Source organism: Rhizobium grahamii CCGE 502 (assembly GCF_000298315.2).
Lineage (GTDB): Bacteria > Pseudomonadota > Alphaproteobacteria > Rhizobiales > Rhizobiaceae > Rhizobium > Rhizobium grahamii.
Map to the genome: position 1 here is coordinate 56,618 of NZ_AEYE02000024.1, position 14,916 is coordinate 71,533.

At 55.7% G+C, this 14,916-nt stretch carries 12 protein-coding genes; 6 read left to right on the forward strand and 6 right to left on the reverse strand.

What is annotated here, in order from left to right:
- Window positions 1–25: 25 nt before the first annotated feature.
- Window positions 26–2,425, reverse strand: coding sequence for an FdhF/YdeP family oxidoreductase (locus tag RGCCGE502_RS19810; protein ID WP_040675149.1), 2,400 nt, complete (start codon window positions 2,423–2,425; stop codon window positions 26–28).
- A gap of 502 nt (window positions 2,426–2,927) precedes the next feature.
- Here RGCCGE502_RS19810 and RGCCGE502_RS19815 point away from each other — a divergent pair.
- On the forward strand, window positions 2,928–3,188 hold the full coding sequence (locus RGCCGE502_RS19815; RefSeq protein ID WP_071224927.1) for a DUF6894 family protein: 261 nt from the start codon (window positions 2,928–2,930) through the stop codon (window positions 3,186–3,188).
- 199 nt (window positions 3,189–3,387) lie between these two features.
- Here RGCCGE502_RS19815 and RGCCGE502_RS19820 read toward each other — a convergent pair whose 3' ends face one another.
- Together RGCCGE502_RS19820 and RGCCGE502_RS19825 are read right to left on the reverse strand one after the other, a co-directional pair.
- The gene (locus RGCCGE502_RS19820) at window positions 3,388–3,792 is read right to left on the reverse strand and encodes a PAS domain-containing protein (RefSeq protein WP_016555974.1); all 405 of its coding nucleotides are present in this window, start codon (window positions 3,790–3,792) and stop codon (window positions 3,388–3,390) included.
- 1,129 nt (window positions 3,793–4,921) lie between these two features.
- The gene (locus RGCCGE502_RS19825; protein ID WP_016555975.1) at window positions 4,922–5,128 is read right to left on the reverse strand and encodes a hypothetical protein; all 207 of its coding nucleotides are present in this window, start codon (window positions 5,126–5,128) and stop codon (window positions 4,922–4,924) included.
- 168 nt (window positions 5,129–5,296) lie between these two features.
- Here RGCCGE502_RS19825 and RGCCGE502_RS19830 point away from each other — a divergent pair, with 168 nt between their 5' ends.
- The 4 genes from RGCCGE502_RS19830 to RGCCGE502_RS19845 all read left to right on the forward strand — a co-directional run bounded on the left by RGCCGE502_RS19830 (window position 5,297) and on the right by RGCCGE502_RS19845 (window position 10,896).
- Window positions 5,297–7,045 (forward strand): type I secretion system permease/ATPase, encoded by a 1,749-nt coding sequence (locus tag RGCCGE502_RS19830; protein ID WP_016555976.1) that lies wholly within the window; start codon window positions 5,297–5,299, stop codon window positions 7,043–7,045.
- A complete protein-coding gene (locus RGCCGE502_RS19835; RefSeq protein ID WP_016555977.1) occupies window positions 7,042–8,352 on the forward strand; it encodes an HlyD family type I secretion periplasmic adaptor subunit in 1,311 nt (436 codons plus the stop codon). Before RGCCGE502_RS19830 ends, RGCCGE502_RS19835 begins: the two co-directional genes overlap by 4 nt.
- Window positions 8,353–8,508: 156 nt before the next feature.
- Complete coding sequence (locus RGCCGE502_RS19840; protein ID WP_016555978.1) at window positions 8,509–9,702, forward strand: calcium-binding protein; 1,194 nt, start codon at window positions 8,509–8,511, stop codon at window positions 9,700–9,702.
- A 42-nt stretch (window positions 9,703–9,744) separates the two neighbouring features.
- Entirely contained in the window at window positions 9,745–10,896 is a 1,152-nt protein-coding gene (locus RGCCGE502_RS19845) for a family 16 glycosylhydrolase (protein WP_244441757.1), read from the forward strand.
- 254 nt (window positions 10,897–11,150) lie between these two features.
- Here the strand turns inward: RGCCGE502_RS19845 and RGCCGE502_RS19850 are convergent, their stop codons facing one another.
- Window positions 11,151–11,681 carry a DUF4142 domain-containing protein gene (locus RGCCGE502_RS19850; protein WP_016555980.1) on the reverse strand — a complete coding sequence of 177 codons (531 nt, stop codon included), beginning with the start codon at window positions 11,679–11,681 and terminating at the stop codon, window positions 11,151–11,153.
- A gap of 143 nt (window positions 11,682–11,824) precedes the next feature.
- Window positions 11,825–12,631 (reverse strand): phytanoyl-CoA dioxygenase family protein, encoded by an 807-nt coding sequence (locus RGCCGE502_RS19855; protein ID WP_244441752.1) that lies wholly within the window; start codon window positions 12,629–12,631, stop codon window positions 11,825–11,827.
- 104 nt (window positions 12,632–12,735) lie between these two features.
- On the opposite strand from RGCCGE502_RS19855, the gene RGCCGE502_RS19860 reads away from it, so the two are divergent.
- On the forward strand, window positions 12,736–13,797 hold the full coding sequence (locus tag RGCCGE502_RS19860) for a LacI family DNA-binding transcriptional regulator (protein WP_016555982.1): 1,062 nt from the start codon (window positions 12,736–12,738) through the stop codon (window positions 13,795–13,797).
- Window positions 13,798–13,827: 30 nt separating this feature from the next.
- On the opposite strand, the gene RGCCGE502_RS19865 is transcribed toward RGCCGE502_RS19860, so the two are convergent.
- Entirely contained in the window at window positions 13,828–14,691 is an 864-nt protein-coding gene (locus tag RGCCGE502_RS19865) for an SDR family oxidoreductase (RefSeq protein WP_016555983.1), read from the reverse strand.
- Window positions 14,692–14,916 lie beyond the last annotated feature (225 nt).

The window sequence follows — 14,916 nt, forward strand, 5'->3', positions numbered from 1 at the left end:
GGCCTCCCGCCATAAACCGCTCAAACTATTCCACAGGTACGATGTTCGATCGACTGAGCCTTACCGGCAGTAACTTATAGGAAGGCGTCTTTGCCTTCGGATCGTGATGGGACAATGGGAAAAGCGGATTTGACTCGGGGTAGTAAGAGGCACAACACCCTTGAGGGATATTGTACTCTACGATGCGAAAGCCCTGCACTTTGCGCACCGTTCCTGAATCAATCGCAGTGGTCACGTCAACGATTTCGCCTGGTTCGAATCCCAATCGCTCAATATCTTTTCCGTTCACGAAAATGACCTGTCGCGTTCCATCAACCCCGCGGAACCGGTCACTGTATCCGTAGATGGTGGTATTGAACTGGTCGTTAGAGCGGAGTGTGGCAAGATTGAGTACGTCCGCATCCGCGCTAGTGGTCTCAAATTCGGGAAAAAGCCTGGGAGGCGTTATGAAGTTCGCCTTCCTGTTCGCCGTGACCCACTTCCGCTCCCTCGCGGGAACAGGTCGCGGGAAACCGCCTGGCTTGAAGAGCCGTTCGTTGAATTTTTTAAAGGTCTCCGGGTAGGTGGTTTCGATAGCGTCGCGGATCAGCGAGTAATCCGCGACCCATTGATCCCAGGGAACGTCGCCTCTTGTTAACGTCGCCTTTGCCAACCCTGCAATGATTGCCGGCTCGGACAGAAGGTGAGGGCTCGCGGGCTTCACGCGCCCCCTTGAGCCATGAAAGTAGGCGACTGAACTTTCCATTGAAACAGCCTGTGGGCCTGTGTCCTGCTGGTCGACCTCAAGCCGCCCCAAGCACGGCAGTAGATATGCAATCTCGCCGTGAATAAGGTGGCTCCGATTGAGCTTTGTCGCGATCTGCACGGTCAGGCGAAGTTTGCGCCAAGCGACTTCCATGATGTCTGTATCAGGCACAGCACGGATGAAATTCCCCCCGAGGCTCACAAAGGCTCGACTTTTTCCTGACCGCACCGCCTCACAAACATCCACGGTGCTACGTCCTTCCCAACGCGGCGGATCAAAACGGTAGAGTTCCGCCAGCTTGTCGAGTGGCACCAGATCGGGCTTCTCGGTAATCCCAACCGTCCGTTGACCCTGAACATTGGAGTGGCCACGTACCGCGCAGATGTTCGCTCCTGGCTTGCCGATATTACCGCGAAGCAATGCAAGGTTCGCCACCATGTGTATGTTTTGAACCCCCATCACATGCTGAGTAAGGCCCATCCCATAGATAATTAGTACGGCGTCTGACGCTGCATAGGTTCGAGCAGCCGCTATCATCTCTTCACGGGTAAGCCCTGAAAAACGTTCAAGGTTTTCCCAGGTATGGGCACGCGCCGCGGCCGCAAATTCTTCAAAACCAGCGGTGTGTTCCTTGATGAAGTCGTGATCGAGAACATGTTTTTTATCTGCCGCAGCCATGGCTGCCGCGAATGCTACGGCGGCCGCGCTCTCGCTCCTCGGTTCTCCATCAGATCCAGCAACCGTGCTTACGCCGAGGCCCTGCTTGCCATCGTCGGCCTCGATCAATGCCTTGCAAACCCCAAACAACGCTGCGATGTCGCCGCCGTTTCTGACCTGATAATACTCGCTCGAGATAGGCGTTTCGGATCCGCTGATCATCTCGCTCGGGGCCTGAGGATTGATGAACCGCTCCAGGCCGGGCTCCCTCAGCAAGTTGAACGTGACAATCTTGACGCCACGATGCACGGCATCCTGAAGATCGTGAAGCATGCGCGGCGATGACGTGCCGACATTTTGTGCAATATAGAAAATGCAATCGCAATTCTGGAAATCCGACAGAACAGCTGTGCCAACTGTGGCACCGATGCTTTCCGGAAGCCCAACGGAGGTGCTTTCGTGGCACATGTTTGATGAATCTGGGAGGTTGTTGCTGCCGAAGATGCGTGCAAAGAGCTGGTACATGTAAGATGTTTCCAGCGAAGCGCGGCCAGACGTGTAGAAATCGACCATTTCAGGCGCAATTTGCTTCAGCTCGCGACCGATTTCCTCGAAGGCAGTGTCCCAGCTGACCGGAACGTATTTGTCGGAGGCGAAATCCCAGCGCATCGGTCGTGTGAGCCGGCCTTGCTCCTCGAGATCGTGATCCAGCCATTTCTCCAGTGCGCTCAGTGTATGCGAAGCGAAAAACCTTTCGTCTGCGCGCTTGCTCGTCACCTCCCATGCGGTTGCTTTTGCACCGTTTTCGCAAAACTCCAGCGGGTGAGTTTTGGCTGGTTTGGCCCAAGCGCAGCTAACGCACATGTAGCCTTCGGGCTTGTTCTGGTGTCGGAGTAGCGACGGCCCGGAGAATGGAATATGCTCCCGCAGAACGATCTCCGTCACCGACTTAGCCGACCCCCATCCACCGGCCGGCCCGCTGTCGAAACCGATGTGAGGGTGTTCATTTGGTCGAGACGTCATGGCGGTATGCCCTTTTTGGATCCAGCAGATAAAACGAGGAAGAATTATTCGCCACTCGACCTTGCTGTGGTGGAGGGTTGATTGACTGTTGCGGGAAAGTAGCGACCATCGATCAAACTTGGCTCCTCAGCGAAAGACTTCGAATTGGTCCGGCGCTTCCGTATCGCGGGTACGCTTAAACATTGAGAGGGGAAGGTTTGTTCCAACAGTGAAACCCGATCCATTCCACCTTGCGCGGTGTCGAGCATTTCCGAACAAAGAGAAGCTGTAATATTCCGTAAGCTCCTTCTGAGGCTGCATCGGTTGAACCCCTTGACGCGTGATAGCGACTGCAAAGACCAGCAGGTAAGAGAGCCTTCTGCGAATGGAACATCGTCCCGATGTCACTTCGACCTCTTCGAAAGACCCGATGCGGTGCCGCCCTGTCCGCGCCATCAACAAATAAGAATTTTGCCGTCGGAACATTGATTTATCTTGGGGATTTCGTCCGATGGAGGTTGCGATGACCAAATTTCACTTTCGAACCACGGATCTGGACGCCACAATTGCGGACGAAGAGGGATATGATTTCCCTGATTTGCCGGCAGCACTTGCTGAAGCAAAGCGGCTACTGGCGGAAATGGCTCTGGACGGGCTCCCTCCAAACGGTGGCACCTTGCGAGTTGACCTTTTGAACGCTGACCGCATTGCGATCGCAACAGTCGCGCTCGAAATGAAGGTGAGCTTCGGTGTGACACAGCAGGACCATACACAGCCGTCTTAAGCGCGTTTCATCCATCGGTAGATCGGTTTGCCCATCAGTTGGAGATTTCGGAAGGATCTGCTTTTTGCAGCCGCGCAGCCGGCGTTTTCCATATCGATGGTCCGGAACTTCCCCCGGCACTTCCATGCCTTGCCTGCAGCGGGGATGAAAAGGGCCCAGCTGCATTTCGCAACATCATTTCAGTAGTTTGCTGTGGTGTTCAATGAGTCGCCGCAACCGGCTTATCGTCCATAGCCATCACGATGCCGGCATAGTGAACGGGATTGTTGTTTCGGTCTCTGAAACACCGACCGAAAGCCGAAACATTTACGTATGAGCCGTCTGCTTTGCGTGATCGATATTCCTGGACTGTCGGGTGCTCCGCAATGATGGCATCGTTTATTTGCTTTGCCAGTCTCGGCGCATCGTCAGGATGCACGCGCTCGAGGTAGACTTGCACCGGCAATCCATGTTGGGTCTCAGCCGGGTCAAGGCCGAAAAGCTCCGCCAGGGCACTGTCCGCGTAAACAAGGTCGCTGTTTAGATCCCAGGTAAACAAGCCGGCATCCGGCATTCGGTCAGTCGAGATCTCGGTAAGGAATAGTCGATCTGTGCGTGACGCCATAACTCCTCCCCCTTTAATCCTACTTCAGATTGAACCTGTATCAATCTTCTGCGCAAGTTCTCATTTGAGAGGAGCCTCTACGTCCAGAAGTTCAATGGTACGACACTGCTTTGTAGGGAGTCGAAGCCTGAAGAGTGGAAGCACCTGCGTTTTGCCTGCACCATCTGCGGTCCAGCTTGGCGCCTTTGATAACCAGCGTCGTTTGGAGAGCAGATTTGGTCGACAAGGGCTCGCGCAGTTCAGAGCAAATACATCTTAAAGAAGCCATTGCCTCCATCTTGAATACGAGCCGCCGTTATCGCGTATGGATCACGTGCTGGATATGTCCCGGAATCTCGGATCGACTTCCTATCCAGCCTCCGAAAAGGATCGCGCAGCCGATCAAGGCAACCACGACGATATATATCAGGTGCGGGATCCTTTCCTTCGTTGTCATGGCTCCTCCAGTTACTAACAACATTGCAGAGACCTATCCGTTCCCGCTCGACAGCATAGACGAGGCGGTGTTTCCCCTTACGCGGGCGTAGGTACGATATCGTACGCGTGTTCATGGTTGACCGTCCGTATTGCAAAGCTACGATTAAGGAGAAGGCGACATAGAGCGCCAGGGGCATGGCGCCCACACAACGTGGAAATATGCGCAGCCCTGAATTGAACGTTACGCATCTTGAGCGGTTTTAGCTTGATCTTATGCGCAATCTGCCGGGTGGCGCCGGCGCATTTCACCGGAGGAACGAATGTCTCTCTCTCATGTCCCACGTCTCAATCCAAGTGAATTGAAGCTTGTCACTAAGGTCGCAACGAAGTGGTGTCACAAGCATCATATCTCTCCCTATAGTGATCAAGGGAAAGCTGTCTTGGCAGTCACAACCGAGCGCGTTCTGGCCGGTGAACGTTCATCGGTTATCCTGGCCGAAGTTATTCAATCGCACATGGCGATACGTCGGTATCAGCAACCATGGGAATAGATGGGATTCAATGCAGCTCTCCCGAGAGCGGGCGTGACCTGATGCTCGCCGAGGTCTTTTCAGCCGATTGGTGGTGACATTTTTCGTGCCGTCGTCCGACCGATGCGTTCTCACGCGGAGCTCGGGAGAAAGTGTTCGTAACTTTCGGGCTGTGCCACGAACTAGATCAGCGCATGGGCGAGACTCTGCCCGGTCTGCACGTTCGACGACCCATTCGAAGCCGCGAGCTTGCGCAGGATGGCGGGGAAAGGCTTGCCGCAGGATCCTGCGGAAGCCCGTGGAACCAACTCCTTCACCGTCGAGACGTCGACGACACGATATTGGCGAGTACTCCGGTTGACAAGGGTTGTACCGGCTGTCATCGTCATGGCTAACGGCAGACAGGATCTGTTGTTATAGCTACTGCAGTGGCTTGAGGCTTCTGGTGATGCCTTGTAATCCTAGGGACGCAGTCTGTTTGCTTTCCCTGGCCCTCGACGACCTCCATTTCGAAAGTTTCCGCGTAGCGGCGGCGATGCATGAAGGAGTGCACCTGCGTGGTCAGCCAGTCGAAAGAAGTTCCTCGCACATTTCTGCTGGCAATGCTGGCGTCACTGCGAAAAGTGTTTTTCAGCATAGCGATTGCCAGTGCAGTGATCAGCGTCCTGGCCCTGACAGGTTCCTTATTCATGCTTCAGGTCTATGATCGGGTCATTCCCGGTCATAGTGTCTCAACACTCGTCGGCATAGGGATTATAGCCGCTACCCTCTTTGTTTTTCAGGGTATTTTGGAGCTTTTGCGATCGATGCTTTTGGCGCGCGTTGGCGTCGCGCTTGACGAACGGATGAATGAAAAGGTCTTTGGCTCGCTGATGCTTCAACATCAGCTCGCACTGGTACCAGGGGACGGCATGCAGTCGGTGCGTGACCTTGACAAGGTCCGTTCATTTCTTTCCGGCGCCGGACCGATCGCGCTTTTCGACTTGCCTTGGATACCGCTTTACCTCGGATTGTGTTTCCTGTTCCACTTCTGGATCGGGCTGACGGCGACCTGCGGCGCGATCGTGCTCGTCTCTTTGGCGGTTTTGGCCGAGATCTTGTCGCAACGCCCGGCGGCGGAGGCGGCCAAAGATTTGACAGCACGCCTCGCCTTCGCGGAAGGCGTGCGGCGAAACTGGGAAGCGGTTGTCGCGATGGGTTTCGTTGGCCGAATGACGGATCGGTGGACCGACATCAATGGCGCCTACATGGCAAATCAACTTGTAGCCGCCAACGTCATTGGCACGCTGACGACTACATCGCGCATCCTGCGCTTGATGCTGCAGTCCGCCGTGCTCGCGGTTGGCGCAATTCTAGTCATCCAGCAAGAAGCGACCGGCGGGATCATGATTGCGAGCTCAATTCTCGTCAGCCGCGCGCTCGCGCCAGTCGAACTTGCAATCGGTCACTGGAAGGGGTTCGTGGCCGCACGGCAAAGCTGGTTGCGGCTCGTCAAGTTGGTGGATATCCTTCCTGCAGAAATCAGAAGCGTCAGCCTGCCGGCACCCCGATCGAAATTGACGGTAGAAAGTCTGAGCGTCGCACCTCCGGGTAACCGTGAACTGGTCCTTCGCAATATCTCATTTGGCGTTTCGGCGGGGACCATCCTCGGCGTCATTGGCCCTAGCGCCTCAGGAAAGTCCTCGCTGGCACGGGCGATCACCGGCATTTGGCCCGCCTCGAGCGGCTCGATACGCCTTGATCAAGCCGCGCTGTCGCAATGGGACCCGTCGAAGCTCGGGCGCAATGTCGGCTATCTCCCGCAGGACGTGAGCTTGTTCGACGGTTCCATCGCTGACAATATTTCCCGTTTTGACGAGCAACCGTCTTCTGAATCGGTTGTCGCCGCCGCCAAATCGGCCGGTGTTTACGACATGATCGTAAAGCTTCCTCAAGGCTTTGACACATTGATCGGTGAGAGTGGCTCTCGGCTTTCTGCCGGGCAGCGCCAGCGCATAGCACTTGCGCGCGCGCTCTACGGAGAGCCGTTTTTGGTCGTACTAGATGAACCCAATTCCAATTTGGATACCGAAGGCGATGCCGCTCTTACCCAGGCCTTACTCGGCGTCCGTGCACGGGGTGGCATCGGCGTGGTCATTGCCCATCGGCCGAGCGCTTTGGCGGCGGCTGAAACCCTACTGGTAATTGTAGAGGGCCGACTACAAGCCTTCGGACCTAAAGAGACAATTATTGCGGAACCAGTAAGACAGCCGCTCAAGCAAGGCGCGGTCAGGCTGAAAATCGGCGGGGAGGAAACTGGCTCATGACAAGGGAGAGGGTGTCACAAAGCGAGTATTCGATGCGTCGGCTTTCTGTCCTGGTGCTTGGGACGATCGCCTTGCTTGTCGGTGTGATGGGCGGACTGGCCGCGACCACGGAGATCTCAGGTGCGGTTATTGCCCCCGGATCGCTCGTTGTCGACAGTTATGTGAAGTCTGTCCAGCATCTCAAAGGGGGTATCGTCGGCGACCTTAGAGTGAAGAACGGCGACCGTGTCGATGCCGGCCAGGTTCTCATCCATCTGGACGACACGCAAACCATCGCCAATCTTGCCATTATTCGAAAACGTTTGGACGAGCTCTCCGCACGGACAGCCCGGCTTCTTGCCGAACGCGACCATGCGCCTTTGATCACATTTCCGACAGAGCTGTTGGCGCGGGCTGGTGAAGATGACGTCGCGCGGACGATGGCCGGTGAGAGGCAACTTTTCGACGACCGTATGGCATCCAGGCAAAGTCGTAAATCGCAGCTCAGGGAGCGGATCCAGCAATTGAACCAAGAGGCGGGCGGCTTGGCTGCGCAAGAGACCGGCAAACGCACCGAGATCGACCTGATAAACAAGGAGCTTTCAAGCCTGCAGGGTCTGTTTGACAGGGGCATTTTGCCAGCGGCGAAGGTCTATGCGCTGCGGCGAGAGGGCGCGAGTCTCACCGGTGAACTGGGCAATCTCGTTTCGAGCATCGCTCAGGCAAAAGGCAAAATGACCGAGACGGAACTTCAGATTACCCAGATCGACGATGATCAGAGTGCAGAGGTCTCGGATCAGCTGCGCCAGGCACAGAGCGATTCCGGGGAGTTCATGGAAAGGTTGGCGGCAGCTCAAGACGACCTGGAACGGGTCGACATAAGGTCGCCGCAGGCCGGCATTGTCGACCATTTGAGTGTGCATGCGCGGGGCGCCGTGATATCGCCAGGCGACAGCATCATGCAAATCGTGCCGGATCAGGACGCTCTTGTCGCAGAACTTAAACTTTCCCCGCAAGACATCGATCAGGTGAGTATCGGGCAGCCAGTCATGCTGAGGTTTTCAGCGTTCAACCAGCGCGACACGCCCCAGCTCAATGCCCAAGTCGTCAAGATCTCCGCGGAACTGACCGTCGATCAGAACGCCGGCGCGAGCTACTACCTCCTTCGTGCCAGCATATCGAAGGATGAATGGCAGAGGCTCGGAAAACTGACAGCTGTCTCCGGCATGCCGGTCGAGGCCTTCTTGCGAACGGGCGAAAGAACAGTGCTTGCCTATCTGGTGAAGCCGATGACGGATCAGATGGCGAGGACCTTTCGCGAGGAATAGTGCCGGATCATTTAAAACCGTCAGCGCGAGCCGGGGCGAATGGAAAAAGTTAATTCTGCAGGATCAGCCGGATAGCAGGCGAGCCTATTTTGCCTATTGATTTTGCCAGCGGTCGATTGCAGGCTAGTGCATCATTTCAACTCGAAGGAGGTCGGGATGGTTAAGCGAATTCCGATAACAGCCGGGAATTTGATCAACCATCAGGTCGGCACGAACGACATCCTGGCCTCGCCGGATTCAACCAGTATTCTTTTCGGTGATGCCAGAAAAAGCCTGCTGGATCACTCCACAGGTGGCAATGATGGTCTGACCATACATGGGTCCGGGAGTTTTTTTGGCGACGCTGTCAAAAACATTGCTGACCATGCAACCGGCGGCGACGACACGTTCAGCGCTGCAGCGAGTTCCAGCAATATCACGGTCGCGCTGTACGGGGATGCAGGAAAGGATATTTTAGGCTTCGCCGCCGGTGGCGATGATACCTTTAGCCTTTCGGCCTTCCAGAACACGTTCACCATCTACGGAGACGCTGGCGGTGATATGAAGGATCATGCCGTTGGTGGCAACGACACGGTCACAGACGGGAATTCCGAGGGCTTCGTTATATTCTACGGTGATGCGGGTCTAAATTTGTCCGACCACTCACGTGGCGGCAACGATACACTCAATACAGGCCTTGAAGATAGCATAACATTTTTCGGCGATGCCGGAGGCGACCTTGGTGGTCGGGCCGTTGGCGGCGACGACACAATGAACGTCGCGTCTGTCGGAGCCGTTCTGGCCTACGGGGATGCGACGACGATGTCGGATCATGCTCGCGGCGGCAATGACAGCCTTATTGTCAGAGCACAACAGAACGCCGACGATTTGATCGTGGGCGATGCGCAAACAATGTCCGGCAGTTCGCGCGGCGGCGACGACGTGCTAAACGTCGATGGCGTTCGCCACCTGGAAGGGACCATCACCCTTGTCGGCGATGCTCAGAAAATGTCCGGCAACTCTTTGGGTGGCAACGATACCCTGATCAGCGGCAACGGAAATGACGATATGTGGGGGGACGCCCAGGTCATGATCGGCCACGCCATGGGCGGAAACGACACATTTGTCTTTAAACCAAGTAACGGCAACGACAGGATTGAAGATTTCGGCCAAGGCGATTTTGGCGCCGGGTCGAATTGGGGGATCGACCACATCGACGTTTCGGCGTTAGGAATTGCGGACTACAGCGGGCTTGACTTTATCTCGGTCTTTGACCCTACAACGCATGAGAGTGTGATTTCATTCGGGACTGGTGGCGTCGTCGTCCACAGTCAGCACGCGTTGGTGGCACAGGACTTTTTATTCGCATAGGCCGCTGCCCTTGAGAGTTCGAGCAGTTCACTTGCCATGGAGGTGAAATTGTCTGCGATTGATCTTAGCAAATATCAGCTGACGTTCGACGACGAGTTCAACACCCGGAGCATTTCTCAGACCGGGAATGGTACGACTTGGGCAGATATTCGTCCTCAATGGCGCTTCGACGCCAATTCGGATATCGGCTTTGGCAATTCGTCATTTGTCGATCCGTCCTCAGGTTACGATCCGTTCAAGGTGAGCAACGGCGTTTTGACCATTACGGCCGTGCCTGACCGTACCGGGTCTGGTTATCCAGGGGCCTGGGAGTCTGGCCTGATCACCACCCAGGGGCACTTTTCGCAGACCTATGGCTACTTTGAGATTCGGGCAGATTTCTCGAACCTGGCGGGCGCTTGGGACGCGTTCTGGCTTCTGCCGGACCACGTGATAGCCGACCCGTATAATGCCGGGCACTGGCAGGAACTCGATGTTGTTGAAAACTACGGGAGTTTTGAGAGGGGTGTCTATAGCGGCATTCACACCACGGATGCAGCTCCAAATCAAAATTGGCAGCAGAATTTGCAGGTCTATAGCGAGCTTCCCCAGCCAGCAGGCTTCCACGCCTATGGAATGGATTGGAACGAGGACACCATCGGCTTCTATGTCGACGGTCAGCTTGTCGGAACGAAACCGACGCCCAGCGACATGCATGGGCCAATGTATCTGTTGGCCAATCTGGCGACGCAGAATGACATCCACAATAACGCTGATATTGCCAAGGTGCCCATTTCATCGCAGATCGACTATATCAGGGTCTATTCGCACCACCCAGAAACAGGCGGTGCGCCACCACCCAGCAGCACAATCGGGACGGGACCGGACAAACTCGTTTTGTCCATCAGTGAAGATGCATACCTCGGCGACGCTCGGTACAGGATTGAGGTAGACGGAACACAGGTCGGTGGAATTCAAACGGCCCATTCTCTGCACGGGTCCGGGCAAACAGACCAGTTGCTGGTTCAGGGGGATTGGACCCACGGCAGCCATGATGTTGCTGTCACGTTCCTGAACGACGCATGGGATGGGACCCCGACTACCGACCGAAACCTCTATTTGGAAGGCGCAAGCTACGACGGAACCGATGTTCCCGACGCAACGCACGCTCTGATGGGGGTCAGCACATTTCACTTTCACGTATTTGATGTCTGAAGTCCGAGCGGGATGATGCCACGTCGTTTCGCTCCGATAGTGGTCAAGAGGCATCGGTGAAGCTCTCGCGACTTATCGAACCATCGCGGCAGGAGGCCAGATTTGTGGCCTCCTAACGGCGTGGGCGAGAGCGCCGACGATCTCTGGCGAGCGCGACGACGGGGCGCGAACCCATGACCGTCGTGCGCTCCTCGTTCCGAAGGTTTGCGCTGCAACTATCTCACAAGCAGCTCGCCTTTCGCATTATCGGCGTTCTACTTGTTCAAATCTTTCGCCATTTGAAGATGGTGTTCCAACGCCGGGCGCGTTTTTGCCGCCCACGCCTTCAGGTCGGCGTTATCCCCTCCGTCGCCGTACCGTTTGAACAGGTCCACCGCCGCTTCATGGGCCTCCTCCTGATCAGAATGATACTGCTTCACAAAATCATCACCCTGCAGCTTCTGCAGCTTATCGAGCATATTGCGTTCTGATTTACTCATGTCCGTCGGTATTGTCGCCTTGACCTTTCCTGCGCTCACGAGTGCCTTTATTTCCTCAGTCGTTTTTTGGTGATCGGTGATCATCTGTTGAGCAAAAGTCTTCGTGGCATCGTCTGACCTTTCTAGTGCGAGCTTGCTGGAGGCAATTTCGAACATGTCGCTCGCGGCGGCCTCGGTCACAAAGTCCTCGGTCTTCGGAGCGACACCAATCAGGGAATTCACACCGGTTTTTTCCGCCGCGGACTGGCCAAAGGCGGAAGACGCTAGCACGATGGCAAACCCGCTGGCGATGAGAAGGCGTTTCATATCGTCCTCCTGGACAGTTGAAAGATACCCTCAAACTCAATCAGGATGGGAATGTTCCTTGCCCACGAAAGCGTTCGGCTTCCGCGCCGCCGGATCTGCGCTCGCGTGACTGTTATGTCAGCTCGCCGGCTGATCAAACTCCTTCAAACCGGATCTGCTCCCATGACAAGTCCTTCGATGTCGTGCTTCTGAGTGATGGGTTCCAAGGTTTCGACCACGCGACAAACAAGATGATCTCGAGCAACGGATGGAAGGCTGTCATACCAGTCCTGCGTAACCATCATGTCATGAAGTTCAGCGTGGCCGGCGCCAGGCGCATCAACTCCTAGAACCAATACTGGACGAGCAATCGGAGAGTTGTGCTCGGTGCCTCGATGTACCGTCAGCGCGGATCTGCAGGAAATATCACCGCGGCTTGGATACTTGCGGGTCGCACGCTCCTGGAACCGTGTCCACTTGGACTTGTCTGGAAACATTTCGTGCTTCCAATCTCTTCCGTCATCATATTGGGTGCCGGGCGCCACCTCAAACGGGCCCATGTCTTCGGTGACATCGACACCGGTCAGATTAAAGGCAAGCGACGTGATCCTCCGATCTCGATACGTATCGACAGGGGACGGAAAGTCACGGTGCCATGGCTGGTATTTCGCGCCCTGGAAGGGAACGTCCAGTCCGATCTCGACAATCTGGAAGTCAGGTCCGAGTACGCCGGCACACATGCCGACGACCCAGGGATGGGTGACGAGATCGACGAAACCGCGGAAATTCTGGGGATGTATCTCAACATACCATCGCCTTGGCCCCCGTCCGACCGCGCCCCCAGGTCTCTGGATTGCTTCCCAGAACGCCGTCATCATGTCCTCACGCATGTCATCAGCCCAGTCTGCGCTGAAAGCACCCTTCAGGCCGGTAATCCCGTCCTTCTTCAGGCCAGCGATATTGGATTTCAAGTCAAATTCCTCACTGCTCGCCATTGAGCATTCCTCCTCCTTGAAGAGATAGAAGAGTAAGATTACTAATAAATATCAGTCAAGCTAATATTTATTAGGCGGCGATGAAAGAACGCAAAGTCAAAAACCCTCGGCGGGTCACAATGGCAGATGTCGCTAGAGCGGCCGGCTGTTCCCAGGCGACCGTATCATTGGTCCTGAACCATGTAACTGAGGTGCGGATATCGTCCGAGCTTCGCCAACGCGTTATTGAAACCGCTCGGGAACTTGGCTACGGCCAGGCCTCGTTTGTAAAGAGCCTTGTGCTGCAAGAGCTCCGGGGCGCCTGTATTGGTTTCGTGGTGGATCAATTGGCCACGACGCCTGAAGCAGTCAACGCAATCGACGGCGCCAGACAAGCCTCCTGGGGCCACGACATAAATGTCCTGGTTGGCCAAACGCTCGACCACTCGGACCGCGAGAACATTGTAGTTGAACGCCTTCTGCGCGCTGGTGCCGAAGGGATCGTGCTGATGTCCATCTTTTCAAGAAGAATAAGCTTGAGTGAGACGATGCGGCGGCTGCCCGTGCCATTGGTCCTCCTTAATTGCTATACGGATGATTGCCAGTTTCCTTCCGTTGTCCCCGACGAAGTCGTCGGAGGGATGCGGGCGACAAGGGCACTGATTGATTACGGCCATGAACGGATCGCGACAATCACCGGTGAAATGTTCATGGATGCAGCTTCTGATCGCCTTACAGGATACAGGATGGCCCTGAAGAGATCGGGCATTGCCGAGTGTCCTTACTACATTGCGCAAGGGAATTGGACGCCTTCTTCGGGTTACGAAGCAACAGCTGCACTGATGTCGATCAAGACACCCCCGACAGCCATCTTCTGTCAAAACGACAAGATGGCCATCGGTTGCCTCAACGCGCTTCTCGATCGCGGTTTAAGGGTACCTGAGGACGTGTCAGTGATCGGGTACGATGATGACGAGCTTGCGCGCCACTTGAGGCCGCAGTTGACAACGGTCGATCTCCCTCATCGTTCAATGGGCGCTTGGGCAATCGCTCAGCTTGCGCGCGGCAAGCACAAGTCACACAACCCTATAGAAGTCACGAAGATGGAATGTGCGCTTGTTTCTCGCGGATCCGCGTCATGGCTAAGTGCGACCTTGCGGTAAAATCGAAGCTCGAGTGCCGAACGCCACGTCTCAGATCATGATTTCGCCGCCGGTTACCGGAACGACAGCGCCCGTCATGTAGCTACCGAGATCCGAGGCGAGGAGAACATAGGCTCCCGCCAGTTCAGCTGGCTGGCCTGCGCGCTTCAGAAGCGTCTGCTCACCAAATTTGGAAGCCTTCTCGGCCGGCATTGTCGAGGGGATTAGCGGGGTCCAAATCGGACCGGGCGCAACGGCGTTTACGCGTATTCCTTTTTCAGCCACCATTTCAGCCAGCGCCGCCGTAAAATTCGAGATTGCACCTTTGGTGGATGCGTAAGCGAGTAGCTGCGACGAGGGCTGCCTGGACTGGATGGATGTCGTGTTGATAATCGAACTTCCTTGCTCCATATGCGGAATGGCGGCCTTTGAAAGGAAAAACGGGGCGTAAATGTTGGTTCTGAATGTTTCATCCCACTCTTCGGGTGTGATATCCGCAATATCGGCGTAAGTCCTCTGGAAAGCCGCGTTGTTGACCAGAATGTCAATCCTCCCCAAATCGTGGATGGTACGATTGATAAGCTCCTGGCAATGCGTCTCCGACTTGATGTCGCCGGCCATCAAGACAGCCTTGCGGCCCGCCTCTTTGACCCAATTCGCGGTGTCCTGCGCATCGTCATCTTCGTTCAAATAGGAAATCAGAACGTCTGCTCCTTCACGCGCAAATGCGATTGCCACGGCTTTTCCGATGCCGGAATCCGCACCGGTGATAAGAGCGACCTTTCCTTCAAGTCTACCAGACCCCTGGTACGCGTGCTCGCCATGATCCGGACGCGGTTGCATCGCGGCAGTGGAGCCCGGCGGCTTCTGCTGTTGTTCGGGAAACGGCGGTTTGGGTCGGCGGATGTCGGTCATGAAGCTATCCTCGATTAATTCTGCTGCAACTGAACCGACAAAAGAGGAAACAGTTCCCGCTGGCGTGCTTGACCTTGTCCACCGGTAGGGAAAGTGCATGCCATCGCGCGCGGCCGTGACCTTCCTATGGTCTCATCCGCGGACCCACTGTGGTGCAGGACGTCGGTTCCACAAGAGCGAGCCGGGCTGCCTCGTCTTGCTGGAACCAACGTCGACCAGAGAAGT

Bases quoted from the DNA above. Each gene is read 5' to 3' on its own strand.
- RGCCGE502_RS19850 (WP_016555980.1), bottom strand. From the start codon at position 11,681: ATGAAACGCCTTCTCATCGCCAGCGGGTTTGCCATCGTGCTAGCGTCT.
- RGCCGE502_RS19810 (WP_040675149.1), bottom strand. From the start codon at position 2,425: ATGACGTCTCGACCAAATGAACACCCTCACATCGGTTTCGACAGCGGG.
- RGCCGE502_RS19835 (WP_016555977.1), top strand. From the start codon at position 7,042: ATGACAAGGGAGAGGGTGTCACAAAGCGAGTATTCGATGCGTCGGCTT.
- RGCCGE502_RS19860 (WP_016555982.1), top strand. From the start codon at position 12,736: ATGAAAGAACGCAAAGTCAAAAACCCTCGGCGGGTCACAATGGCAGAT.
- RGCCGE502_RS19820 (WP_016555974.1), bottom strand. From the start codon at position 3,792: ATGGCGTCACGCACAGATCGACTATTCCTTACCGAGATCTCGACTGAC.
- RGCCGE502_RS19865 (WP_016555983.1), bottom strand. From the start codon at position 14,691: ATGACCGACATCCGCCGACCCAAACCGCCGTTTCCCGAACAACAGCAG.
- RGCCGE502_RS19840 (WP_016555978.1), top strand. From the start codon at position 8,509: ATGGTTAAGCGAATTCCGATAACAGCCGGGAATTTGATCAACCATCAG.
- RGCCGE502_RS19825 (WP_016555975.1), bottom strand. From the start codon at position 5,128: ATGACGATGACAGCCGGTACAACCCTTGTCAACCGGAGTACTCGCCAA.
- RGCCGE502_RS19815 (WP_071224927.1), top strand. From the start codon at position 2,928: ATGACCAAATTTCACTTTCGAACCACGGATCTGGACGCCACAATTGCG.